At 35.7% G+C, this 25,205-nt stretch carries 16 protein-coding genes; 6 read left to right on the top strand and 10 right to left on the bottom strand.

Features of this window, described 5'->3' with window-relative positions:
- Positions 1–3 precede the first annotated feature (3 nt).
- Genes rfbB through ACEN25_RS00295 form a run of 4 tightly spaced genes read right to left on the bottom strand, consistent with a single transcriptional unit; the run spans position 4 to position 4,443 of the window.
- Entirely contained in the window at positions 4–1,053 is a 1,050-nt protein-coding gene (gene rfbB, locus ACEN25_RS00310; protein WP_441801125.1) for a dTDP-glucose 4,6-dehydratase, read from the bottom strand.
- Entirely contained in the window at positions 1,050–2,177 is a 1,128-nt protein-coding gene (gene wecB / locus ACEN25_RS00305) for a non-hydrolyzing UDP-N-acetylglucosamine 2-epimerase (protein ID WP_441801124.1), read from the bottom strand. Before wecB ends, rfbB begins: the two co-directional genes overlap by 4 nt.
- Positions 2,164–3,435 carry a nucleotide sugar dehydrogenase gene (locus ACEN25_RS00300; protein ID WP_441801123.1) on the bottom strand — a complete coding sequence of 424 codons (1,272 nt, stop codon included), beginning with the start codon at positions 3,433–3,435 and terminating at the stop codon, positions 2,164–2,166. The genes wecB and ACEN25_RS00300 overlap by 14 nt, the downstream gene beginning before the upstream one ends.
- A gap of 6 nt (positions 3,436–3,441) precedes the next feature.
- Positions 3,442–4,443, bottom strand: coding sequence for an SDR family oxidoreductase (locus ACEN25_RS00295; protein ID WP_441801122.1), 1,002 nt, complete (start codon positions 4,441–4,443; stop codon positions 3,442–3,444).
- Between the two features lie 212 nt (positions 4,444–4,655).
- Between ACEN25_RS00295 and ACEN25_RS00290 the strand changes: the two genes are divergently transcribed.
- The 4 genes from ACEN25_RS00290 (at position 4,656) to ACEN25_RS00275 (ending at position 8,226) form a co-directional block, all read left to right on the top strand.
- Entirely contained in the window at positions 4,656–5,147 is a 492-nt protein-coding gene (locus ACEN25_RS00290) for a Dps family protein (protein WP_441801121.1), read from the top strand.
- A 27-nt stretch (positions 5,148–5,174) separates the two neighbouring features.
- On the top strand, positions 5,175–6,122 hold the full coding sequence (locus ACEN25_RS00285) for a mechanosensitive ion channel family protein (RefSeq protein WP_441801120.1): 948 nt from the start codon (positions 5,175–5,177) through the stop codon (positions 6,120–6,122).
- Positions 6,122–6,991, top strand: a complete 870-nt coding sequence (locus tag ACEN25_RS00280) for a hypothetical protein (protein WP_441801119.1) — start codon at positions 6,122–6,124, stop codon at positions 6,989–6,991. Before ACEN25_RS00285 ends, ACEN25_RS00280 begins: the two co-directional genes overlap by 1 nt.
- Positions 6,992–7,083: 92 nt before the next feature.
- The gene (locus ACEN25_RS00275) at positions 7,084–8,226 is read left to right on the top strand and encodes a pentapeptide repeat-containing protein (protein WP_441801118.1); all 1,143 of its coding nucleotides are present in this window, start codon (positions 7,084–7,086) and stop codon (positions 8,224–8,226) included.
- Between the two features lie 52 nt (positions 8,227–8,278).
- On the opposite strand, the gene ACEN25_RS00270 is transcribed toward ACEN25_RS00275, so the two are convergent.
- The gene (locus ACEN25_RS00270) at positions 8,279–9,841 is read right to left on the bottom strand and encodes a bifunctional GNAT family N-acetyltransferase/carbon-nitrogen hydrolase family protein (protein WP_035899422.1); all 1,563 of its coding nucleotides are present in this window, start codon (positions 9,839–9,841) and stop codon (positions 8,279–8,281) included.
- A gap of 33 nt (positions 9,842–9,874) precedes the next feature.
- Positions 9,875–13,585 carry a metallophosphoesterase gene (locus ACEN25_RS00265; RefSeq protein ID WP_441801117.1) on the bottom strand — a complete coding sequence of 1,237 codons (3,711 nt, stop codon included), beginning with the start codon at positions 13,583–13,585 and terminating at the stop codon, positions 9,875–9,877.
- Between the two features lie 59 nt (positions 13,586–13,644).
- On the opposite strand from ACEN25_RS00265, the gene ACEN25_RS00260 reads away from it, so the two are divergent.
- A complete protein-coding gene (locus tag ACEN25_RS00260; protein ID WP_441801116.1) occupies positions 13,645–14,850 on the top strand; it encodes a Pycsar system effector family protein in 1,206 nt (401 codons plus the stop codon).
- On the opposite strand, the gene ACEN25_RS00255 is transcribed toward ACEN25_RS00260, so the two are convergent.
- Positions 14,842–17,214: a GAF domain-containing protein gene (locus ACEN25_RS00255; RefSeq protein WP_441801115.1), complete on the bottom strand. Its 2,373-nt coding sequence runs from the start codon at positions 17,212–17,214 to the stop codon at positions 14,842–14,844. The two genes, ACEN25_RS00260 and ACEN25_RS00255, sit on opposite strands and share 9 nt — an antisense overlap.
- 195 nt (positions 17,215–17,409) lie before the next feature.
- Here ACEN25_RS00255 and ACEN25_RS00250 point away from each other — a divergent pair, with 195 nt between their 5' ends.
- Positions 17,410–18,552: a redoxin domain-containing protein gene (locus ACEN25_RS00250; protein WP_441801114.1), complete on the top strand. Its 1,143-nt coding sequence runs from the start codon at positions 17,410–17,412 to the stop codon at positions 18,550–18,552.
- A gap of 89 nt (positions 18,553–18,641) precedes the next feature.
- Here the strand turns inward: ACEN25_RS00250 and ACEN25_RS00245 are convergent, their stop codons facing one another.
- From ACEN25_RS00245 to ACEN25_RS00235, 3 genes are all read right to left on the bottom strand, one after another.
- Positions 18,642–20,210, bottom strand: coding sequence for a SusD/RagB family nutrient-binding outer membrane lipoprotein (locus ACEN25_RS00245; RefSeq protein WP_441801113.1), 1,569 nt, complete (start codon positions 20,208–20,210; stop codon positions 18,642–18,644).
- A gap of 12 nt (positions 20,211–20,222) precedes the next feature.
- Positions 20,223–23,315, bottom strand: a complete 3,093-nt coding sequence (locus tag ACEN25_RS00240) for a SusC/RagA family TonB-linked outer membrane protein (RefSeq protein WP_441801112.1) — start codon at positions 23,313–23,315, stop codon at positions 20,223–20,225.
- Between the two features lie 537 nt (positions 23,316–23,852).
- The gene (locus tag ACEN25_RS00235) at positions 23,853–25,112 is read right to left on the bottom strand and encodes an aminotransferase class I/II-fold pyridoxal phosphate-dependent enzyme (protein ID WP_441801111.1); all 1,260 of its coding nucleotides are present in this window, start codon (positions 25,110–25,112) and stop codon (positions 23,853–23,855) included.
- Positions 25,113–25,205: the final 93 nt, after the last annotated feature.

Genomic DNA, 25,205 nt, shown 5'->3' with positions numbered 1-25,205 from the left:
TTATTAGGCGTTTAAATAATGGGCATCGTAATACTGCTGATAATTACCACTAGTCACATTTTCTAACCAGCTGGAATTGGCAAGATACCAATCTACAGTTAAACGCAAACCTTCTTCAAAAGTTACTGAAGGCTCCCAACCTAAAGCCTCATTAATTTTAGTTGCATCAATGGCATAGCGTTTATCATGTCCCGGTCTATCTTTAACGTAGGTAATGAGCTGTTCACTAGTACCGGCGGGATTATTTAATTTCTCATCCATTATTTTACAGAGCAGTTTTACAAGATCTATATTTTTCCACTCATTAAAACCGCCTATGTTATAGGTTTCTTTTAATGTCCCGTTAGTAAAAACCTGTTCTATAGCTAATGCGTGATCTACCACATAAAGCCAATCTCGTGTGTAATTGCCATCACCATAAACGGGTAAAGCTTTTTTATGTATACAGTTATTAATAAACAACGGAATCAATTTTTCTGGAAACTGATTTTGACCATAATTATTACTACAATTCGTTATTACATATGGTAGGTCATAAGTTTCGCCATAGGCCCGTACAAAATGGTCTGAACTTGCTTTTGAAGCACTATAGGGTGAATTAGGATCATAGGCTGTAGTCTCTGTAAATAAGCCTTCTGTGCCTAAAGAACCATAAACCTCATCTGTACTAATATGATAAAATAGATTTTCAGTAAACGGAGCCTGCCAAAACTTGAGACAAATATTAAGCAAATTTACGGTGCCTATTATATTAGTCTTTACAAATATTAAAGGATCTTTAATAGAGCGATCTACGTGAGACTCTGCTGCCAGATGAATTACCCTGTCAAATTTATAGGTTGCAAATAAAGCATCCAGATTTTCTAAATCATTAATATCTGCCTTAATAAAGGTGTAATTAGGAGCATTTTCTATATCCCTCAAATTCTCAAGATTGCCCGCATAGGTAAGTGCATCAAGATTATAAATATGATCCTGAGGTCTGTTATTTACAAAAAGTCTAACTACGTGCGAGCCAATAAAACCTGCGCCTCCAGTGACTAAAATATTCATAATCGCTCTTTTACTAATTGAAAAATTCGTTGTGCCACCTTGCCATCTCCGTAAGGATTATGTGCCTGGCTCATTTGATTATAGACGGTCTCGTCGTTTAGCAAAGTTAGAATTCCTTCTTTTAATTTTTCAGGATCTGTACCTACTAACAATACGGTGCCGGCTGTTACGGCTTCGGGACGCTCTGTCGTATCACGAGTTACTAAAACCGGCTTACCCAATCCCGGCGCTTCTTCCTGTACGCCGCCACTATCTGTAACAATAAAATGAGCCTTATTCATAAGCCAAACAAAGTCAGGATAAGCTAAGGGGTTTATTAATGAAATATTAGCAATACCACTTAGGACTTCAGAAACCACACTTTGTACATTAGGATTTAAATGTACCGGGTAAACCAGATGAATATCTGTTCTGCTTAATGCTATTTCTTTAAATACTTCACAAATACTGCGCATTCCCGATCCCAAATTCTCGCGACGATGTCCTGTAATTACAATTAGTTGCTTGTCTGAAAACGGAATATCTTTTGCAAATGATGGCGTCTCTTGTTCTACTTTACACACGGTAGTATGCAGAGCATCAATAACGGTATTACCGGTTACAAAGATGTTTTCTTCTTTAATATTTTCGGCTAGTAAATTAGATTTTGAAAGTTGCGTGGGTGCAAAATGAAAGTCGGTAAGTCTGCCGGTAATTTGGCGGTTCATTTCTTCCGGAAACGGAGAATGTTTATTAAACGTACGTAATCCCGCCTCAATGTGTCCCACTTTTGCCCCCGCATAGAAAGCAGCCAGACTTGCCGCCATTGTTGTCGTAGTGTCACCGTGTACAAAAACAAGATTAGGTTTAAAATCTTCTAAAGGGTTTTTAAGCGATTCTAAAACTCTGGAAGTTAAACTGTATAAATCCTGATTTTTTCGCATTAAATCCAAATCATAATCGGGTACAATTTCAAAAAAATCAAGAACCTGATCCAACATTTCCCGATGCTGAGCGGTAATACACACTCTAGTTTCAAAAAACGCTGCATTCTTAAAAGCTGCAATTACCGGAGCCATTTTTATAGCTTCGGGTCTGGTACCAAAAACAAAAAGAACGCGTTTTTTATCCTTAGAGTCTTCCATCTACTCCCTCTTTTAAAAAGCCTTTAACATCATACACCACGGCGTTATCTGCTTTTAGGACTTCGATATCCAGACTTTCAAATTCGGTATGTCCTACCGCAAGAACAATAGCTTGAAAACGTTTATTTGGTAACTCCTTTAAAAGTTCAAAACCGTATTCTTTTTTAACTAAATGCGCATCTGCCTGTGGGTCAAACACCGAAACATTTGCACCATATTCCTTTAAATCCTTTATAATATCTATTACGCGCGTATTGCGTACATCTGGGCAATTTTCTTTAAATGTAATTCCTAAAATAAGAATCTCACTGTTTTTTAATTTGATATCCTTCTGAGCCATCAATTTGACAACCTGCGAAGCTACATAAGGCCCCATACTATCATTAAGCTTACGCCCCGCGAGTATAATTTCTGGGTGATACCCTACCTGCATTGCTTTTTGAGCCAAATAATAGGGATCAACCCCTATACAATGACCACCTACAAGACCAGGCTTAAACGGAAGAAAATTCCATTTTGTACCGGCAGCTTCTAAAACCTCTTGCGTATCTATATTGAGAAGATTGAAAATTTTAGCAAGTTCATTTACAAATGCGATATTAATATCCCGCTGTGAGTTTTCAATAACCTTAGCAGCTTCTGCAACTTTTATAGAGGCTGCTTTAAAGGTACCTGCAGTAATGACCGAGGCATATAGCGCATCAATTTTACTGGCGATTTCTTCAGTAGAGCCTGAAGTTACCTTTCTTATTTTATCAACGGTATGAGTTTTATCACCGGGATTTATACGCTCTGGAGAATAACCTGCATAAAAATGTTCATTATATCTTAATCCCGATATTTTCTCGAGTATAGGAATACAAATCTCTTCAGTTACACCAGGATAAACTGTAGATTCATAAATGACAATATCATCTTCCTTTAAAAAGGTTGCGACAAGTTCGCTTGCTTTGATTAACGGAGTTAAATCTGGAGTGTTATTTTGATCAATTGGTGTAGGTACGGTAACTATAAATACAGAGACATTGGCGAGATCATCTGGTGATGCGGTACAGTAAAGACCAGCTTCTTCAGAATATGTTTGTTTTAAAACTGAAGTAAGCACGTAAGCATCAAGTTCACCGGTATGATCATAGCCGGTTTTTAAAGCTTCGATACGTGATGTGTTTATATCAAAACCCACTACAGAATAACGGGTCGCAAACAAACGAGCTAATGGAAGCCCTACATACCCCAACCCAATAATACCAAGTCTCATTATTCTTTATGATTTCAAATTTTTTATATACCATTCAACCGTTATGTCTAAGCCTTGTGCCAGACTGTACTCGGGATTATAACCTAATAAGTTGCGCGCTTTTGTAATAGAAGCAAGTGAGTGAGGTACATCTCCTGCACGTTCTGGTCCAAAAACAGGCTGTAAATCCTGTATTGTAGTATCGTAATTGAGCAATCTGTGTTTTAATAAATTTACCAGTTCTATAAGAGAAGTCTGTGCCGCACAAGCGACATTATAAATCTCATTTAAAACACAGTCGCTGGTTGCTGCCAAAGCTAGCAAATTTGCCTGAACGACATTCTCTATAAAGGTATAATCACGAGAAAATGATCCGTCACCATTAATTACGGGAGCTTGATGATTAATTAAAGCCTGAAGAAATTTTGGAATTACTGCAGCATATGAACCGTTTATGTCCTGCTTCGGACCAAAAACATTGAAGTATCTTAAGCCAATACTATTAAAATCATAGGTTCTCTTATACACTGCCGCATATTTTTCATTACCCAGCTTTGTCAACGCGTAAGGAGAAAGCGGCTCACCAATTTCATTTTCTATTTTAGGTAATGCATTTGAACTTCCGTAGGTTGAAGAGCTAGCTGCATAAACAAAGTTTTTTACTTTAGCTTTTCGTGCGGCATCAATAACATTTAAAAAACCTGTACTATTTACTGCGTGGGTAAGTAAAGGGTTTTCGATACTACGGGGAACTGATCCCAACGCAGCCTGATGACTTACAAAATCACAATCTGCAGTTGCAGCAAGACACGCTTCGTAATCTCTAATATCTCCTTCAATCAATTCAAACAATGGGTTTTGTTTAAATTCTAAAATGTTTTCTAACTTTCCTGTTGAAAAGTTATCGAGACACCGCACGCGAGCACCCAAATTGAGAAGGGTTTCTACTAAATGAGAACCAATAAATCCTGCACCGCCGGTTACCAGGACCAACTTATCGTCAAAATTAAAAACGTCTGAATAGATCATAAGGGGGATGATTTTGTCATCTACGAATATAGACTTTGTCCAGCCTATATTCAAACTTAACATTTATTAACATAAGGTTGTAGTTACCAATTACTTGGGAAGATTTAACATATTTATCCTGACGTCGTTAAATTTATATTAAACGGTAAATACTGCTATTTTATAGGGGTTAACAATGGTAAATTTGACTGAAACAAAAAATACACAATACTATGAATTATCTCAATCTAGATACAGCTAAAACGAAAAAAACCGTTAATGAGTTAAACATATTACTCGCTGATTATCACTTATATTATCAGAAATTAAGAAATTTTCATTGGAATATTATTGGTGAAAATTTCTTTGATCTGCATATTAAATTTGAAGAAATGTATAACGATACATTAATAAAAATTGATGAAGTTGCTGAGCGCATTCTTACTCTAAGATTTCAACCGGTAAGCAATTTGAGCGATTATATTAAGATGTCTGAAATTAAAGAATCGCCGAGTGAAATTAAGGATAGTGAAATGATTGAAATTTTACTCGAAGATCACGGCACTTTACTTGTTCAAATGCGCAAAACTGTCGAAACTGCAGATGCCGGAGGTGATGAAGGAACTATAGACTTGTTAGGCGCCTACATTAGAGAATTGGAAAAAACAAGCTGGATGTTAGATACCTGGAAAATGAACAAAACTTCAAACCATAAAAAATCGTAAATTATTAAACAACACTAAAAACACTATATGTATATTTTACAAGAAGCAGCTGACAAAGATTGGGTATTTGCCGGATTTGATTTTCATAAATTAGTAGATAAATTACAGGGATGGGGTGAGAGCTTTATTTTAAGACTTCCCAATTTTGTAATAGCCGTTTTGGTTTTTATCGCCTTTTGGATTTTTGCTAAATATGTTTCAAAATTTGTACGCAGAATCTTAATGCGCACAGTTAAGCAAGATTCTATACGCGTAATGGCCGGTAAGACTTCTTTTGCGGTTACTGTTCTTGTAGGCTTCTTTGTTGCATTAGGTATAATGGATCTGGATAAAGTTCTTACTTCTGTACTGGCCGGTGCCGGTGTTGTAGGTCTTGCCATAGGTCTAGCCTTACAGGGAACGCTTAACAATACATTTAGTGGTGTTATACTTAGCTTTATGCCCAGACTACAACTGGGTGATTGGGTAGAATCTAACGATTATTCAGGATTTGTAGATGAGATTACCTTACGTAATGTAACACTTAAGCAGTCTGACAATAATTATGTTATTATACCTAACTCTAACATCGTTGATTCTCCTTTTAAAAACTGGAGTCAGACTGCACGATCACGTGTTTTTATAAATTGTGGTGTGGGTTATGAGTCTGATCTAGAGCAGGTAAAAAAATTAACTTTAGAGACATTAGCAGCAGAATTTGAGCAATCTCCCGGCGAGGAAATAGAATTTTTCTATGAAGAGTTTGGAGACAGTTCTATAAACTTTGTTGCGCGTTTTTGGTTTCCGGTTACTAAGCGTAGAGATATGCTAATTGCACAGGATAGAGCTATTATTGCCATTAAAAAAGCGTTTGATGCTAATGATATAAATATACCATTCCCAATACGTACATTAGATTTTGGTAAAAATAAATTTAGGTCTGAGACAATAAACATTTCAAACGCTAATGGTTCAGATTTTAGCCAGGAAAGCTAATGATCTATATCAAGTATATACTCGTAACTTTATTATTGGTAAGCTTTACTAGTTGCCAAAATTATGGCGAGTTAGCTAAAATAGGTAGTCTTACCCGAGATCTTGCTGAGGTTTCGGGTATTGCTACATTTAGCAATGATTCACTTATTTATGCTATCGCAGATCACGGAAATCCTAATAGTATTTATGGCATTACTAAAACCGGTGAAATTAGACGTGAAATCGTAATTAAAAATGCACCTAATGAAGATTGGGAAGATTTAGCTACAGATTATGCCGGTAACCTCTATATCTCAGATACAGGCAATAATGAAAATGACCGTAAAGATCAATTCATTTACATTCTAAACAACTTTAAAAATTCAATAAAAAATTCTGATACACTTAGTGCTTCTAAAATTGTTTTCACACTTTCTGATCAGAAAGAATACCCACCTAATTTAAGAGATCTTAATTTTGATATTGAAGCGCTTATTTATAAAGATGCTTATCTCTATATGTTCACCCGTAATCGAAGTCGGAATTTTGATGGAGTTACTAAATTATATAAGTTACCGGCACGAGAAGGCGCTTATGAAGCTCAACTTATAGCTAAATACACCGTTTGTGATGATTTAGAAACCTGCGCAATAACGGGAGCATCATTGTCTCCTAACGGAAAAACTCTTATTCTTTTAACGTCAAGTAAAGTGATTAAATTTTCAGGATTTAAAAATGATGATTTTTTCTCCGGCTATGTAGAATCTATTCCCTTCGGAAATACTTCAAGAAAAGAAGGTGTAACGTTTAAAAATGATTCTACGCTATATGTGGTTGATGAGATAAGAGCTCAAACGGGTGGAAATCTTTATGAATTTAATTTATATTAGATTTCAAATTTCAGTTTAAGCTGAATTTGCACCTACAACAATCTTCTTTCAATTTCGTTTTATAGTATTTTAGCACAAAAGCATGCTATACTATGACTCCTGAGCAAATCGAATCTTTAAAGGCTGAAAATGAAAAACTAAAATCCATACTTGGTGAGCAAGAGGAACGAAAGAAAAAACGCCGAAGTCTGGGCTGGAATTTTCTGAAAAGATCCTCCGGTTACGTACTGGGTTCCCAGCTTAAACAAAGTATAGAACGTTTTCTCGAGGAGATGGCAGAACAGCAACGCGTCTCAAGAGAAACACTTTCAGACTTACTTACGAGTATCATAATACGGCTTACTCGTGTAGGTTTTTTGCTGGTAATAACAGCAATTCTCCCTTCTATTCTTCTTATTTTTCAAACTTATTACCTTGCCAAACAAAACACGCTTATTACAGGACAAAGCGAAATGTTTAGACAGCAAAATAACCGTCTTGATCAACAAACTTATTTACAGGAAGCAGACCGTCGTGGACAAACGCTTTTGTTAATGGATAATATGCTGAAAGAAATTAATGATGAAGTTGCTCGTGACCCACAGAATAAGTTGAATGATGCCACGGCCGGGAGATTAATTGCTTTGAGTAAAATTTTGAAACCTTATCGCTATCTCGAAAACGACAGTTTAACTAAAAACATTGTAAGCCCAGAACGCGGCTATCTGTTAATCTCACTTCTCGAAACAGGAATAAATTTAAGAAATAGTGCCAGATCACGAGCTAATGGAATTCTACTCGAGCGACTCGATTTTACCTATTCCGAATTACGTAATATCGCACTGAAGAAGGCAGATCTAATTGAAATAGACCTCTCTTTCGCAGATTTGAGAAACTCAAGTTTTAACGGTACAGATTTTGAAAAAGCAACGCTGCACAAGGCTGCAATGTCTGATACAGACTTAAGTTATGTAAGTTTTAAAAATGCAGATTTGAGTAATTCAGATTTACAAAATGCTATATTGGACCACGCCAATCTTCAAAAAGCAAATCTGGCCACAACAGATTTACGTAACGTAAGTCTTTCTAAAACCACTTTGAAAGACGCCGATTTTACTAATGCACGTGTGCACAAAACGTTTGAAAGAGATGCAAAAATGCAATTGAATGAAGACCAAAGTTCCTGGCTGTTTAGCAACTTTAAAGTTGAAGAAGTAGATGATGACCATTATCAATTACTTCCTATAAAAAACTAAAAAAGAGCGTATTCTAGGGAATACACTCTTTTTTAAGTCTTGACTATTCGTATTATTTTTTCTTTAAAAGTTTCAGCTGAAATAAATCTTTACGACGGTCATTAAGATTGTGCACGCTTCCAAATTGATTTAATTCTTTTAATAAATCGAGATCTACATCTGCCACAAGAATCATTTCTGCATTAGGTGTAGCTTCTGCTTTTACCCCGTTAGTAGGAAACTGAAAATCACAAGGAGTAAGTACCATACTTTGTGCAAATTGCATATCCATATTATGTACTTTAGGTATATTACCTACGCTACCTGCAATCGCAACATAGCATTCGTTCTCAATCGCTCGTGCCTGTGCGCAATGACGTACCCGGCTGTATCCATTTTGGGTATCTGTAAGAAAAGGAACAAAAAGAATATCCATCCCCTCATCTGCAAGAATTCTACTTAATTCAGGGAATTCAACATCATAACAAATTAGAATTCCTATTTTACCACAGTCTGTATTAAATGTTTTTAAAGCATCACCACCAGTCATACCCCAAACTTTAGCCTCATCTGGTGTAACGTGGAGTTTGTAAAATTTCTCAACAGTACCATCGCGCTTGCATAAGAAGCCTACATTGTATAGCGTACCATTTTCTATATACGGCATACTACCAGTAATAATATTGATGTTATAACTCACAGAAAGTTCAGAAAAACGATCGCGTATGCGCTCTGTATACTTTGCCAACTCACGTATCGCATCGGGTTCAGAAAGATGGTTGTATGCAGCCATAAGCGGTGCATTAAAAAACTCTGGAAACAATGCAAAATCTGAGCGATAACCCGAGATAGTATCTATAAAATATTCTGCCTGCTCAATAAGCTCTTCAAAGTTTTTATAGGTACGCATTTGCCATTGCACCAGCCCCAACCGCACTACTGTTTTAATAGCATTCGGTTTTTTTATGGGCTTTTGATAGTAAATATTATCCCATTCAAGCAAAGCTGCATAATCTTTAGACTGCCTGTCCCCTTCTAGATAATTGGTAATTATTCGTTTTACGTGAAAATCATTACTCAATTGAAAATCAAGCACGGGATCATTAATTTCCCGTGTGCGTACTTTTTCTATGTATTGCTTAGGGGTAAGATCTTTTGCATACTGATGATAATTAGGCAATCTACCTCCAAAAACGATACGTTCCAGATTCAGGTTTTCGCACAATTCTTTACGGTAATCATAAAGTCTGCGACCTATACGCATCCCTCTGTACTGGTGTGCAATAAATATGTCTATACCATAAAGTACATTTCCTTTGGGTGTGTGTGTACTAAAGGACTCGTTGCCTGTAATCTGGGCGTAGGTATGCGAGTCTTTAAACTTCTCATAATCAACAATAATTGACAATGCACACCCGGCAATCTCGCCATTAACTTTAACTACAACCTGACCTTCCGGAAAAATGGATATTAGTTTTTGCAATTCTTTCTTCTTCCAGTAAGGGTCTGGTATATTAGGATATACGGCAATCATTATTTCCTTCAGTTCTTCAAAATCTTTCAGCTTTAAATACTCAAGGTTAATTGTATCTACGCGATCTGGCTTATCCACGTTATCTATATCTATATTTTCCATAATTAGTTATATGCCTTTCGGCGAAATTTTCAATTAAAAATTAAATCCAAATCCAAAAGAAACCCGGAAGCCTTCTTCAGATCTAAAAAGATTAAATGTACCACTTAACGCATCTGCGCTGTTTACCCAAAATCCTACACCATACGAATCGTGCCATATCTTAGAATTCATATCATATTCTGACCACACTCTACCTACATCATATCCTGCAAAAACACCTACCTGTAGCGGTAAGAAACCGGTTTTAAACGTATCAAAAGCATATCTTAAATCACCCGAAGCAGAAAAAGAACGCTCGCCATTAAATCGCTGAAAACGATACCCACGCAATCCTGTATTTTGGCCTAAAACCGCTGCCTGATAAAACTCTGTATTATCACCAAATCTAAATTGACCCCGCGCCGTAGATTTTAAAACTAATTTCCTATTTGCGCTTATCGCGTTATAAAAACCTAGACTTGGATTTAAATATGCAAAACGTCTACCTGTTTCGGTTAGACTGTTTGTCAAACCACCATTCAAAATAAAATCCATACCACGGGAAGGTGCAAGTGCATTATCTTTGCTATGGTACTCATAACTTGCGTCTAAAGTCGCAAAAATTTTACGTTCATCTTTTATGACCTCATCTACCGTATCTACAAATCTTAGCTCATTATCTGCAATTTCAACACCTTGAAATAATGCACGTACTGAAAAAGTACTACCATAGTCTGAATTTTTAAGTAATCCTACCGAAGCTCCCACCTGACTTAAACGCACCCGATTATAATCAAGACCTAGTTCGTCATCAAAATTTTCAGTCTGATTGCCATAACCGAAGAAATTCAAAGCAAAGTTAGGAGTGGTATAACGCCCTCCTAAAATTAAGTTCCAGTTGTTTAGTATACCTGCAAACTCTCCTTCATAGCTCAAATCAAACCCGCTGGTTGCAAAAAAATACCCAGCTTTAAAACGGTGTTGTTGTGAAAACGGATTTTGATTAAATCCCTGAACCGTATACACATCAGATAAACCAAGGCTTATCCCGTTATCAGGATTATATCCAAAAGCCGGTGTGATGATGTTTGTGCGTAAAATTTGCTTTTTATAATTGTAGGTATTGTAATCGTAAACGTCTGTGAGTCTAAAATTAGCACCACCTTTTTCTTCGATGGTATTGGGTAGACTCTCGTGGTCATAAACCTTTAAATGCTTACCATTTTTAATGTTATACACATCATTATTTTGACCGCCTATAATTCTCATAAAAATAGGATCTCTGCCTGTCCCTACGACTTCAAAAACATCATCATCGTCAAGACCGTAAATCCATAATTGTTTAGTTTCACTAGTTAAATACGTACGATTCTTAATCAATTCTTCTTTTTTCCCATCTATAATTCTCCACACCTTTACGGTTGTCTGGTCATTCTCTCGTGTGATTTCAAAATAGTCATCTTTATCTGTACCGGTAACCATTTGCAATTCTGCCAGAAAATCATAAAATGTATTTGCTATATCTACCAGATTATCGCGGCGTCCTTTGAGACTGGTTTTTATTTGATCTATAGATTTTCCAGAACGCACTTCTGCAGGAAGATCATTAAAAGCATCTTCTATCACTGCATCTGTAATATGTTCTTTAATATAGGCTGCCTCTGCAACCCATTCTGCGCGGTCTGTCTGTTGTGCTAGAGCCCTATCTAGTTTAACCCCTGCATTATTAAACCATTTAATATCATTAAGATTCTCATCATAAACCTGAAACTGGCGTGCTGCACCAAAAAGAGTACCTGCAATATCTAAAATAGCTCCATCAAAATTTGTAAAAACCTGGTCCCGATCACGAGGAATAGGCACATAAACGTCTTTACCATTTTTGTCTTTAAATTCTGCCCAGCGCCATTGATCATTATGACGATCCCAGTCACCTATAAGCATATCAAACATACGCGCACGTACATAAGCCGGCTCGTCGATAATATTATCTTCATCACTGCGTAGTTTATTAAGAATATCATCTGTACTCTCTATATCATCAGGGTAATTAAAAACAGCCCCATCAAATTCTTTTGTAGGTCGCTCAACGATCATATAAAGTTGATCGCCGTAATTTTCATTATATTCCTTTAAAGCAGGTTGCTTAGGCACGTAAAACAGCCTGGGGTTTGTATTTAAAACATTAACTGCACTACTTAAACGTGGTATTGCAAAAGCTCCATAAGGATGTGCCGCTGTATAAAAATCCTGTACTAAAGATTCTGGTAATGTATTTGCTAAATCTTCTTCTACATCTGCGTTTTGTTTTAAAACAACCTTTTGTAAAAATTGAACGGCACTTTTCCGCAAAGCGCGCATATTGTATTCTTTACCAGTTTTATCCTGAAGTCTTAACGAAATTGTCTGGTGACCACCACCTTGTCGTACGACTTCAAGACCGCCATATAATGTATCTAAAAGCGCTACAGGTGCAGTAACTTTTTTACCATACACATCTCGATAATGCTCTCCCCAGATTTTATCAAAAACATCAGACTTATCTGTATCCTCTACATTATAAACCGATGCCTGCACAGTTTTAGGAAATTGAGTTGTTAAACCCGAATAATCATTTATTTCTGTAGGTGGAAAAACTTCTTTCTGAAAAATTAGCTCCAGCTTCCCTGAATCTGCATTTGGACCAAAAAACCGAACCCAGGATGAGCCATCCTTAAATACCGTAAATACGGAAAAACCTTCATAGTCTGAACTAAACAAACCATCATTACCTAAATATGCGTAAGACGATTTAGAACCAGATCCTGAAACTATTTGACGCACCTCCTCGTGTTCTATATATTGAAGTCCGTGCTCATGACCTGAAGCAAATAACAGTTTAGGACTGCTTTGACTCAATACCCGAATCCTTTTCATCAATTCATTATACTTCTCATTAAAACGATCTTGCTTAGAAACCCCGCCCTGTGTGCGTATTTGTGTTACCAATGATGCTAATATAGGAAGTGGTATTTTTTGTTGTGAGGGGTATAAATGCTTGTCTAAAGCAAACTTACCTCCGTGCACCCCGTTAGTATACATAGGGTGATGCATTACTATAAGTGTCGTTTTCTGTTGGTTCTTTTTTATTTCACTTTCTAACTCCACAAAAAACTTCTCACGATCTTTTATGTTATCACACTTGGTATTTATTTTGGGGTTTTTATCCCAATCCTCAAGATACCACTGCGTATCTAAAATGATCATATGCACCTTATCATTGAGATCGTAGCTCATTAAAGGGCATCCATTTTTAGGTAAAAAAATATCTTCGTTATTTGTAATTTCCTTTAGATAATCTTCTTCTCTATTCAAGCCATTTAAACCATCATTATACCAGTCGTGATTTCCGGGAATAAAAATTGCCTTACCCTCATACTCTGTTAATGATTCTACCTGAGCATCTAGTCTGTGTTGTGCAAGAGCTCTACCGGCATCAGACTTAGGGGGCATTCCTACAGGATAAATATTATCACCTAAAAAGATGGCAAAAGTTCCTTTAGTTTTTTCAGTCTTCAAATAATTTCTAAATAACTCCAGACCTACTGTACTTTCTCCTAATTCTGCATCACCTGCATCGCCAATTAGATAGAAGGTATTTTCTATTTCTTTAGAAGAAGGAAAAACACCCTGCTCAACATCTGCTTTATATCTTGTCGTATAAGTCGCACACGCTGATAAAACAAGGGATGCAAGAAGTGTTAGAACTATGTTATTTTTTGTCATGAAAATATTATTGGAAATTCTTTTTTGTACTTTTCCTTCACTTTAATATGTATAAATATATGCCTGAATCTGAAGAAAATATTTCGAAATCTATCTCAAAAGCAGATCAATTTGTTTTAGAACTTTTTAAGGAAAAGCTTCCTAATAGCTACTTGTATCACAATTATAATCATACCGCAAGAGTTGTTAAAAGTACTAAAGAAATCGTCGAAAATTCTCAAATTAATGTTAAACAGAAAGAGGCATTATTACTAGCCGCATGGATGCATGATACTGGTTATGTTGAGAACAGAGAAAATCATGAAGATGCCAGTATTGAGATTGCAAAAAGGTTCATGGCTTCAGAAGATATCGACTCTGAGGTACAAACAATGGTTGTAGAATTAATTGCTTCTACAAAAATGGGTGTTGAACCTAAAAATGATCTGGAGCGTATTTTAAAGGATGCAGATGCTTCGCATTTTGCTAAAGATTATTATGCACAAACCAGCGAATTTTTGAGACAAGAATTAATACTTACTAATACTCAAAAATTCTCTCCAGATGAATGGCGCGAAGAAAATATACAGATGTTTACAAACAAACATCGTTTTTATACAGATTATGCAGCACGCAACTGGAAAAGCCAAAAAGATGAAAACCTAATTGATCTTCTTAAAAAGGTTAAAAAGAAACGAAAAAAATATAAAAAAGAAGAAATTAAGGCAAAGCTAAAAGCTAAATATAAAGATGAAAGTCCAGATAGAGGTGTACAAACGCTTTATAGAACAACCTTACGGAACCATATAAAATTAAGTGACATTGCAGATACGAAGGCAAACATACTACTTTCTGTAAATGCGATTATTATTTCGCTCGCACTGTCTAATATGATTCCTAAATTGGACGCACCAAGTAACCGTCATTTACTAATACCAACTTTAATTCTTGTTGTTTTTAGTGTAGCATCTATAATAATGTCTATCCTTTCTACACGCCCTAATGTGACTAGCGGTGAATTTACACGTGAGCAGGTAAAGAAAAAACAGGTGAATATTCTATTCTTTGGAAATTTTCATAAAATGAAATACGATCAATACCAATGGGCGATTAATGAAATCATCTATGATAAAGACTACATCTATGAGGCCCTTACTAAAGATTTATATCTATTAGGCGTCGTGCTTAATAAAAAATATATGCTTCTGAGAAAAACCTACACCGTGTTTATGGTAGGTATTATTGTATCTGTAATCAGTTTTATAATGGCATTCTGGTTAATCTAGAATTTCCATTAAATCTTCATATGTTATTGTCTCTTCAGCTCCCTTTCGAGGGAGCTTTGACGTATATAAAACCTCAACACGTATCGCTTTTAATCCTACAACTCCCTGAACATCCTCTAGCTCTACATATTCTATTTTTGGTCCCAAATATTCTTTACGTTGCAGGTACTTAATATAACGCGTGTATTCTTCAGCATCAGAATCCTGAGAATAAATAATCGCAATCTGTCCCTTCTGAGTAACACGTTGATTTGTACCTTTTACTAAAGCTTTATCAATACGTTTTTTGATAATTTCGTAACGTGCATTGTACGTCCCGTCGACATCAAATTTCTTTTCATCCATTCTATATCTTATAGACAGGGTAGTACTAAAAACCAGAATTAAAGATGCTGCATCAAGTTGCAACTCTGCTCCTTCCTGTTTGTGATAGAAATTATTTTCCATCTCGCACATCGTGCACAATTGCCATAATCTCAAATTATACAGATAAACCTTATTAAACTTATTATTAGGTGTCATTGATGCACCTATGTAAATGTTATGATCTACACCGTCTGTCTTATAACGCTCAAAGTAATGTGGAAAAATAAGCTGTGCTTCCTGTTGCCTGCGATCTAAGAAAGTTGCCATATTCTGGTTAATCAACTGTACCGTATCATCGTAGTTTTTTCGGTTTCTATAAACCAAACCGGTTTCTGTATTTAAAGCTTCTTTGTAGGTGGTTATCGCCTCGTTTAATTCTGGAATATTCGTATTTAAATGATTTAAGAGTGGATTAACTTCAGATTGAAGTAAAGTAAAAACCTCATTCTCTGCACTTGCGTTTAGAGACTGCTCTATATTTAAAGTGAACTCTTCTATTCTAAATTTTACCTGCTCATAAATAGGCATAGGCGCTACTTCTAAAGCTAGGTTTAATATAGAATCTACCATATTAAGCTGAATCAGAATATCTTTCTGAATTGATTTATTACGCTCATCTGAAGATCCTACAATATCTATTTGCCCATATAAAGGATATACATCTTCAAAAGAAATATCTTTAAATGAAGCAAATTTACCATCATCTTGGTTGGCAATAAAACGCCTAGCCTCTTCTTCAAAAACCCATAGAACACTGGGGTGAATACTGGTGCATTCGCTTTGAATTACAGCTTTTATTCTATTTTCTAAATCAAAACGCTTACGCTCAAGAGTTGATACTATAAAAGGCATTACCTCATCAAGCTTTGTTGCATTTAAACTGTGTAATTTATTACGCTCGTCTGAAGCTAATTCTAGAATACCCAGTAGTTTGTTTCCTTTTGCTATAGGAGCTAAAATACAGCTTTGTATATTTTGACTTAGCAAATTTTCAGCAAGTAAACTATGTCCTGTTTTATCTGCATACTTTTCTGTATCTGGTATTACAAAGTATTTTTTATCACGTACTAAGGCATTATATGACCCTTCACACATACAATTATTGCACTTGCTATTAAGCTCATCATTCAAAATAAAACTTTCGGCAAGATTGCCCTCCATTTTGACAAAACTGTCATTTTCAGAATTGAATTCAGTAAAACCTACCCGTAGATTGGGAATATTAAAAATAGACTGAAAGATTTCAGTAAAATGCTTTACACTACCTTCTTTAAAAGATTTATCAGAAAGCAAGGTGCTTTTTAAATCAGATATAGAATCATCTATAGTTACATCTGTAAGACTCAAAATTGCAATTCCTTTCATCTTCCAGCTTTGCGGTGGAAAATACTTCTCCCACATCTCAAAATCATCTACATTGGCAATTAATTCCTCTGCTATTTCCTGAGTAATTTCAACTGCATTTTCGGTAGGTTCCAGATAAATAAAATCTGCATTTAACGTCGCCCGGTAGCTTCTCCATATTCCATTTTTATCAGGAATATCATAATACATTGGCTTGATAAAATCTATATCATAATTATAGTATGTATTCAAAATGATTACACAACCCATTAGATATAACGACTCTTGATCTAGATTACGCAACTCAAAATTAAAATCTGGACCTGCATTTTTTAATATAGAAGAAAATCGCTTTGTAGGATTGAACAAAACATTATGAAAAGGAATAGAGGCAGACTTAATTTCATTGCGCGTTAATACAGCAGGAAATAAATTATCGAGCAATATAGTCGTGGCTTCCTGATATTGATCAAGATTATCAAAATCATCAATACCTTCAATAAGTTCAGGGTAGGAAGCAGCGTAATCGATAATTGACTGCAGGTAATTTTTTGTAATTGTGCTCTTAGATTGTTCCATACGTTTCTCTAGCATCTCTAAAACCTTAGAAAAACTCAATTCAACAATAAATGGAAAATTCTTTAAATCATTCATGTTCAGCACAATTTAGTATATAAAGTAGTCAAAAATCTAATGATAAAGACTCATTAGTTAGTCTTTAACAAACAATTAAACTTACAAATACTATCTTATTAATATTCAAAAGCTGTACGTATATGAAAACGCCGACAAGACCTCTATAAAATTACAAAATCCCGTATATTGCAGCCTAAATTAAAAAAATAACAAATGAATAAATTTTGTTTAGTACTAGCAACTGCGCTTTTACTTATATCTTGTTCTAAAGAAGCTGATTTTAAGATTGTTGGCACAACTCCAGATATTAAAAACGGCACCAATGTATTTCTTCAAAAAATAGATGAAAATAACAGACTTGCAAATGTTGATACCACTGTAGTTAAGGAAGGTAAATTCAGTTTTGATCCCGATCAGGTAACTAGCCCAGAAATGCTAATTCTAAGTTTTGAAAACTTACAGGGTAATATTATTCTTATTGCTGAAAATTTAGAAATTACTGTTGATGCGTATAAAGACAGTTTATATACGTCTAAAATTAAAGGTGGTGCAGAGAATGATTTTTTTAAGGTTTACTATGATGATGTAGTTAGCTCAAATAAGGAAAAGCAAAAACTACAACAAGAAGGATCTATGGCTATGCAAAGTGGGGACACCTCAAAAGTTGCAGTTATACGTAACGAATTTGAAGCTATAAACAATGCAGATAAACGCAGACGTTTAAAATTAGTAGAAGAGCATCCTGGTGAGTTTGTAAGTGTAATTATCTTATCTGACCTGGTAGGCACACGTATCATTGAGGCTACTGAAGCTGAGCGCCTTTTTAATAGTCTTGATAAAGGACTTCAAGAAGCAGACAAAGGTGTAAAATTAAGCGAAATGATTGCGCAGCTGAAGGCAGCAGAAACCGCAGCTGCTCAGGCAGAAGTAGGCAACAAAGCGCCAGATTTTACTGCACCCACCCCAGAAGGTTCTCAATTATCATTAACTGAAGCTATGGGTAAAAAATATACAATTATAGATTTCTGGGCTAGCTGGTGTAAACCGTGTCGCGAAGAAAATCCTAATGTTGTTGCAGTATATAACAAATACCACGAGAAAGGATTAAATATCATTAGCGTTTCTCTAGATCGCGCAGAAGCTAAAGAAAAATGGTTAACCGCTATTGAAAATGATCAAATGGATTGGTATCATGTTTCTAATTTAATGGAGTGGCAAGATCCTGTAGCTCGCAAATATGGAGTAAGTGCAATACCAGCAACTTATTTAATTGATGAGAACGGTATTATCATCGAAAAAAATCTTAGAGGAGAAGCACTTCAAACCAAAATGCAAGAACTTTTGGGCGAAAGTTAATAGCTTAATTTGTGATAAATAAAAACGCCTTAATCTATGATTAAGGCGTTTTAGTTTTAACTATAATTGGCTAATAAAAATCTCAATTTTTAATTGACATCCCACCAAAGTTTTGTTCCTCCGGTATCAGGACCTTTTAGCAAATTGACAGCTTCATTGACAGCCTCTCGATTTGAAGAAATCTCGTTAGTTACATAAATCACTCGTTTCATTAAGTCTGTCCCTACACCAGCATCTTGATTGTCTGTATTTAATAATGGGTAAATTACAGTCTCGTCTGTTCTTCTTAAATCTGCCCAGGATTCCCAGGATTCTGGAAATAATGCCAGGTATTTTTGAACTGCTATTTGTGTGCGTTGATTAGCTTCATTATCAGACCAGGCTACAGGTTGAGAGACAGGAGGGGTACCTAAGTCTAGATCAGGATACGTATCTTTAATAACAGGAACTACTGGAGTTGAAGTACCACTTATATAATTCTGAATAGCTTGAGCATCGTCAATATTCCACTGGTTCATAGATAAGCGAATACCTTCTTCATAAAGATCTTGCGCATTACCATTCATATTCCAACCATTAAGCGCGCCTTCTGCTCTATTAAAGTAAGATTCTGAGGCCATAATAATTTCAATATCTTTAGTTTCCTGGTAATCATTCCCCAATACAGCATCATTAAATTTTGAAAATGGCGTCGTACCAAACTGATCGTTTAATCCACCTGCTGGCTGACCTCTATATTCACCATCTGTAGCAGGTACAAACCATACTGATAGTCTTGGATCATTGTATCCCTTTAATAAACTCTCCATAGATGCTGTCATAACATAACCCCAGCTATTAACAATCATGTTTAAGTTATTTGGAGTTATATTACTCACTTCAAAATAAGCACTCTCAGAATTGTTTAACATTACACCATTTGCAACTGCCAATTCTGCCTGAGTTTTTGCTTTATCTGGCTGTACATCAGATATTCTCAATGCTAGACGTAGTCGTAAACTATTCCCAAAGACATTCCACTTCTCAATATTACCATCATATATTCTATCTGAAACCTGAAATAAAGCAGCTGTTGAATTGGTAGAAGCACTTAATGTTGCATTTGCCTCATCAAGAAGGATAAAGAAATCTTCATACATAGATTCTTGAGAATCGTAAGGAACAAACTCTTTACCCGATCCTGCTTCTGTGTATGGAATAGGACCATAATGGTCTGTCATTTGATTAAACATAAACACTTTCCATATTTTTAAAATCGCCAAAGCCTCTTCATCACCTGCTGCAGCTTTAAACGCATTATTGAGTGCAGGAACTGCAACTGTGTAAAATCTTAACCATCCACGAGATTCAAAACCTCCAAATGCATTACGATCTGTACTAAAACCTGCATTAAGGTACTGAACAAAAGTTGAGGATATGATACCCGTAGCTATACCCCAGGTACCTTGATCATCTACTCCCGGTGAAGAATATGATCCATTATGAATCCCACTATATTGAGCAGCAGCAAAGGCTGCACCGGCAAGACTTGCGTCTAACTGATCTTCAGTTAGCGCATTGTCGTTAGTATTAATTTCATCAAAATCTTCTGTACAACCATATGCCACAGTGGCTAAAATGGCGACAGCAATTGCTTTAAATTTTATATATTTTCTCATCGTATATTTTTATTAAAATCCAAATTTCACACTTACTCCATAATCCCTTGTAGATGGGATATTAAAGGACTCTATACCTTGTAAATTACCAGTACCTGCTCCTTGCTCTGGGTCAAAAAATTCTGCCTCATTAAGTAAGAAGAATAAATTTCTACCTACTAAAGAAAAGTTTACGCTCTTAAATGGAGAATTTTCTAACATACGTTGTGGCATTGCATAACCAAGAACCAACTCTCTCAAACGGATGTTTGTAGCATCATATACAAACGGCTCTGCAATAGGAGTTCTCTGACCTATAGCCGTCCAGTATTGCTCTGCGCTAATATTTGTTGTGTTTTCTGAAAAAGAACCATCTTCATTTGCTACTACACCATCTACTACTAGACCATTCTCCCGACCTGCTAGCGTAATGCTATTTACTCCCAGACCTGCTTGTCTTGCTTGAGTATAAGAAATCACCTCACCACCTATTCTTAAATCAATAAGAAAGCTCAACGAGAAATCTTTGTATCTAAAACTGTTCTTTAAACCACCCGTCCAGTCTGGATTAAAGTTGCCAGCCAGTACATCAAAACTGTTTGTAGCTAAAGGAATACCTGCAGAATTTACTATGATCTCTCCAGCATCATTTCTTTGGAAACCTTTAATGTATAAATCTCCATATTGACCGCCTTTAACAACTTTACTTCTTACCAATCTACCTTCTCCTAAAACAAGCTCTTCCCTATTTTCAAATATTGAAATAATTTCAGAATTGTAAGATGCGTAATTGGCCAGTATATCCCAGGAGAAGTTTTCTGTTTCTATAGGGGTTGCATTTAGCGTAATCTCAATACCGCTATTTTGTATCTCACCTCCATTAACAACTGCTTTAGAATAACCTGAAGATTCTGGTGTGTTAATACTAAAAATTTGATTTTTGGTATTGGTTTTAAAATAGGTAAAATCTAATCCCAATCGGTTACTTAAGAATCTAAAATCTGCACCAAATTCTACTGAATTTGAAATTTCTGGTTTAAGATTAGGATTTGCAGCTGTAGTTTGGCCATAAAGCATACCGCCATTTCCACCTATATACGAGAGTTGTGGACTTAATTGATAAGGATCTGTATCATTACCTACTTCAGCATAAGAAGCTCTTACTTTTGCATAGGTAATAAATTCTGGCAACTCCACCATTTCAGAAATCACACCCGAAAGACCTACAGAAGGATAAAAGAATGATCTGTTTGCTTCTGGTAGTGTAGACGACCAGTCATTACGAGCTGTAACATCTAAGAATAATCGATTTCTAAATCCTAGTTGAGCAAAACTATATAAAGAGTTTATTTGCTTTTCTCTTTTAGCAGAAGTCGAATTTAAAGATTCTACATTAAGCAATGCAAAAAAGTTACGCTTACTTAATACACCGCCAGAAGTTAAAGAAGAACTCTCTTGCTTTAATATGTTTGCACCTGCATTTAAGCTTAAACTAAAATCTCCAAAATCTGTATTATATGATAAAAGTGCATCAGAGTTTAACTCACGTACAGTCTCATAATATTCAGAGTAAGAGCCTAAATTATTATTAAATGCATTTGTAGCATATCTATTTCTAAATGTTTTACCGGTAGACTGATCTATACCAGTACGCACCTGCAAACTTAATTTATCAGTAAAATCATACTTTAATGAAGCAAGACCTATAAATCTATTGGTTTTGTCTGTACGGTCGTCATCACGTAAAGCTGACCAATATGGATTTCCTCCCGGAGCACCTACCTCATCTAAAAAGTAATTGGTTTGCAATAGACCTGCAGCATCAACATATTCAAAGTCTTTATATTGATCAAAAGGTAAACTACGTGGTAATAAATATGCTGAAGTACCTACAGACTCTTCACCTGTTCTTAATAAATTATCTATATCCTGTATGATATAATTAGTTTTAACATCAAGTGAAAGCTTATCGGTAAGCTTACTGTTTAAACGCAAATTGGCATTATGTCTATTTAGTTTGTTTCCCCCTACAATTCCTTCGGCAGTAGTATTTGTATAAGAGAAATAAGCTTGAGTTTTTTCTGTACCCGTAGTTACAGATACTGTATTTGCAAGATTATAACCAGTCTGAAAAAAATCTATAACATTATCTGGCTGCGGACTGTAAGCATAGGTTGCAGGACCGTCATAATCAGGATTTCTAACAAGTTGCCAAGCTTCAACCTGGCTACCATCTAACCTACCACCCCAGCTAGAACTTGAATTTGCAACATAAACACCATTGGTTCCCTGACCATATTCATTTTGTAAATCAAGTAAGTTATATGCAGAAGAAGCCATAAAGTTAGAAGATACCGTTATACTTGTGCCTTGAGATCCTGTACCAGACTTAGTTGTGATTACAATAACACCATTACTAGCTCTAGTACCATAAAGAGCAGCTGCAGAAGGACCTTTTAATACACTAATGCTTGCAATATCATCTGGGTTAATATTTGCAATACCACTAGGCTGGGTGGTTCCACCTGTATCAATGTTAGGATCACGAGCATCTGCTCCACTACTTATAGGCACACCATCAACTACATACAATGGCTGATTATTTCCTGTAAGCGATCGGTTACCACGTAAAGTAATTCTCGAAGCACTACCTACACCATTAGAAGTAGTTGAAAAGTTAAGACCTGCAACTTTACCAGAAAGTGAGTTTGCAACGTTTAATGATCTCGCTTCAGATACCTCATCTACTTCAATATTCTGAGCAGAGTAAGTTATAGCTTTCTTTTCTCTCTTAATCCCCAGCGCGGTTACTACCACCTCTCCCAGTTGTTGTGCATCTTCTTCCATCTGCACATTAATAGTCTGTTGACTATTCACTGTAATATCTTTTGATACAAAGCCTAAAGAAGAGAATGTTAGTACAGCGTTCTCAGTTGTTAGGTTAATAGAGTAATTTCCATCAAAATCTGTAGAAGCACCATTACTTGTACCCTTCTCGATCACATTTGCACCCGGAAGCGGCATACCGGTATTGTCTGTTACCGTACCGGTAACGGTTTGTGCAACTACCCCTTGTATAAAGAGTAGCAAAACAAACCCAAGCATGTACTTTAGCTTTATATTCATCTTGTTTAAGTTTGAGTTAATTAATTATTAAAATTTTAATTCACAATAAAGTTGTTTATAAATCAATGTTGAGAGAAAGAATTTCGACATATAACATCTGCGGATAGGCTAATGACGTGACAATTGAAATTAAAGGTGTTGGAAAAGATAAAACGCTTAATAGATATAGCGTTAAAAGAGCTTTCTAAAGTTATTTATAGACTGAATTTGTTAAATAATTGATTTTTATTTAACAAATTGAAAAATATAGAAAGTAGTGTTTAAGTAATTGATTCAATTGCTCTGAAGAAAATTTAGAGCTTCTATAATGGTTTTAAAAGAAATCTTACAAGGGTAAGATATAAATTTAAATTCAGGTCTTGCTTTTCTCAAACTTGTTTTGCAAAGGTTTAAATCTGATTTGTCTTGTGTTTCATTTCTAAAAGCAGAAGTAAAACAAAAAGTATTTAAAACGCATACTGAAAATTAATTCTTTGATCTAAAAAAACCCGATTCATTACTGAATCGGGTTCTATATATTGTTTCTTACAGGAATTATTATGCTTCCATTGAAGCCTGTACTCCTGCAGATAACCTTTTATATGTTCCATTCACTAGACGCTCTCTAATAGCATCAAATGCAACTAAAGTTTCTTCAACGTCCTCTAATGTATGAGAAGCTGTAGGTATTAATCTCAATAAGATTAATCCTTTAGGTATTACAGGATAAACTACTATAGAACAAAAAATACCATGGTTTTCACGAAGATCTTTTACTAATGCCATTGCTTCAGGTATACTACCTTTTAAGTATACAGGAGTCACACAACTCTGAGTAGTACCTATATCAAATCCGCGTTTTTTAAGACCGCTTTGTAAAGCATTTACATTCTCCCACAACTTACTGCGTAGTTCTGGCATAGAACGTAACATATCTAAACGTTTTAATGCACCCACAACTAACTGCATCTGCAATGATTTTGCAAACATCTGAGAACGTAAGTTGTACTTTAAATAATCTATTATTTCTTTATCTGCAGCAATGAAGGCTCCAGTACTTGCCATAGACTTAGCAAATGTTGCAAAATAGACATCTATTTTATCCTGTATCCCTTGCTCTTCTCCTGCTCCGGCACCTGTTGCACCTAAAGTACCAAAACCGTGTGCATCGTCAACAAACAGTCTAAAATTGTATTTTTCTTTAAGCTCAACAATTTCTTTTAAACGACCTTGTTCACCACGCATTCCAAAAACACCTTCTGAAATAAGAAGGATTCCTCCACCAGTTTGCTCTGCAAGTTTGGTTGCACGTTGTAAATTCTTTTCGATACTTTCAATATCGTTGTGCTTGTAAGTAAAACGTTTACCCATATGCAGGCGTACACCATCTATAATACAGGCGTGTGCATCAACATCGTAAACGATAATATCATCTTTAGAAACTAAAGCATCTATGGTAGAAACCATACCTTGATAACCAAAATTTAAAAGGTAGGCCGCTTCCTTATTTACAAATGCAGCAAGTTCTGTCTGCAATTGCTCGTGTAATGTAGTGTGACCGCTCATCATACGTGCTCCCATTGGATACGCCGAACCGTAATCTGCAGCTGCTTCAGCATCTACTTTACGTACTTCAGGATGGTTTGCAAGCCCCAAGTAGTCATTAATACTCCAGGTAATAACATCTTTACCTCTAAATTTCATTCTGTTAGAAATAGGCCCTTCTAATTTTGGGAACACAAAATATCCCTCTGCTTGCTCTGCCCATTTACCTAAAGGACCTTTGTCCTTATAAATTTTGTCAAATAAGTCTCTCATACATCAATATTCCTACAATAACACATTGCTATGCTTCTTGTAATTCATTCTAATTTCTTATCAATTTAAGGATTATGTATTTACAATGTCGCC

The sequence above is a fragment of the Leeuwenhoekiella sp. W20_SRS_FM14 genome, assembly GCF_052119605.1.
Taxonomy (GTDB): Bacteria; Bacteroidota; Bacteroidia; order Flavobacteriales; family Flavobacteriaceae; genus Leeuwenhoekiella.
This window is presented reverse-complemented; position numbering and strand designations above follow the sequence as displayed.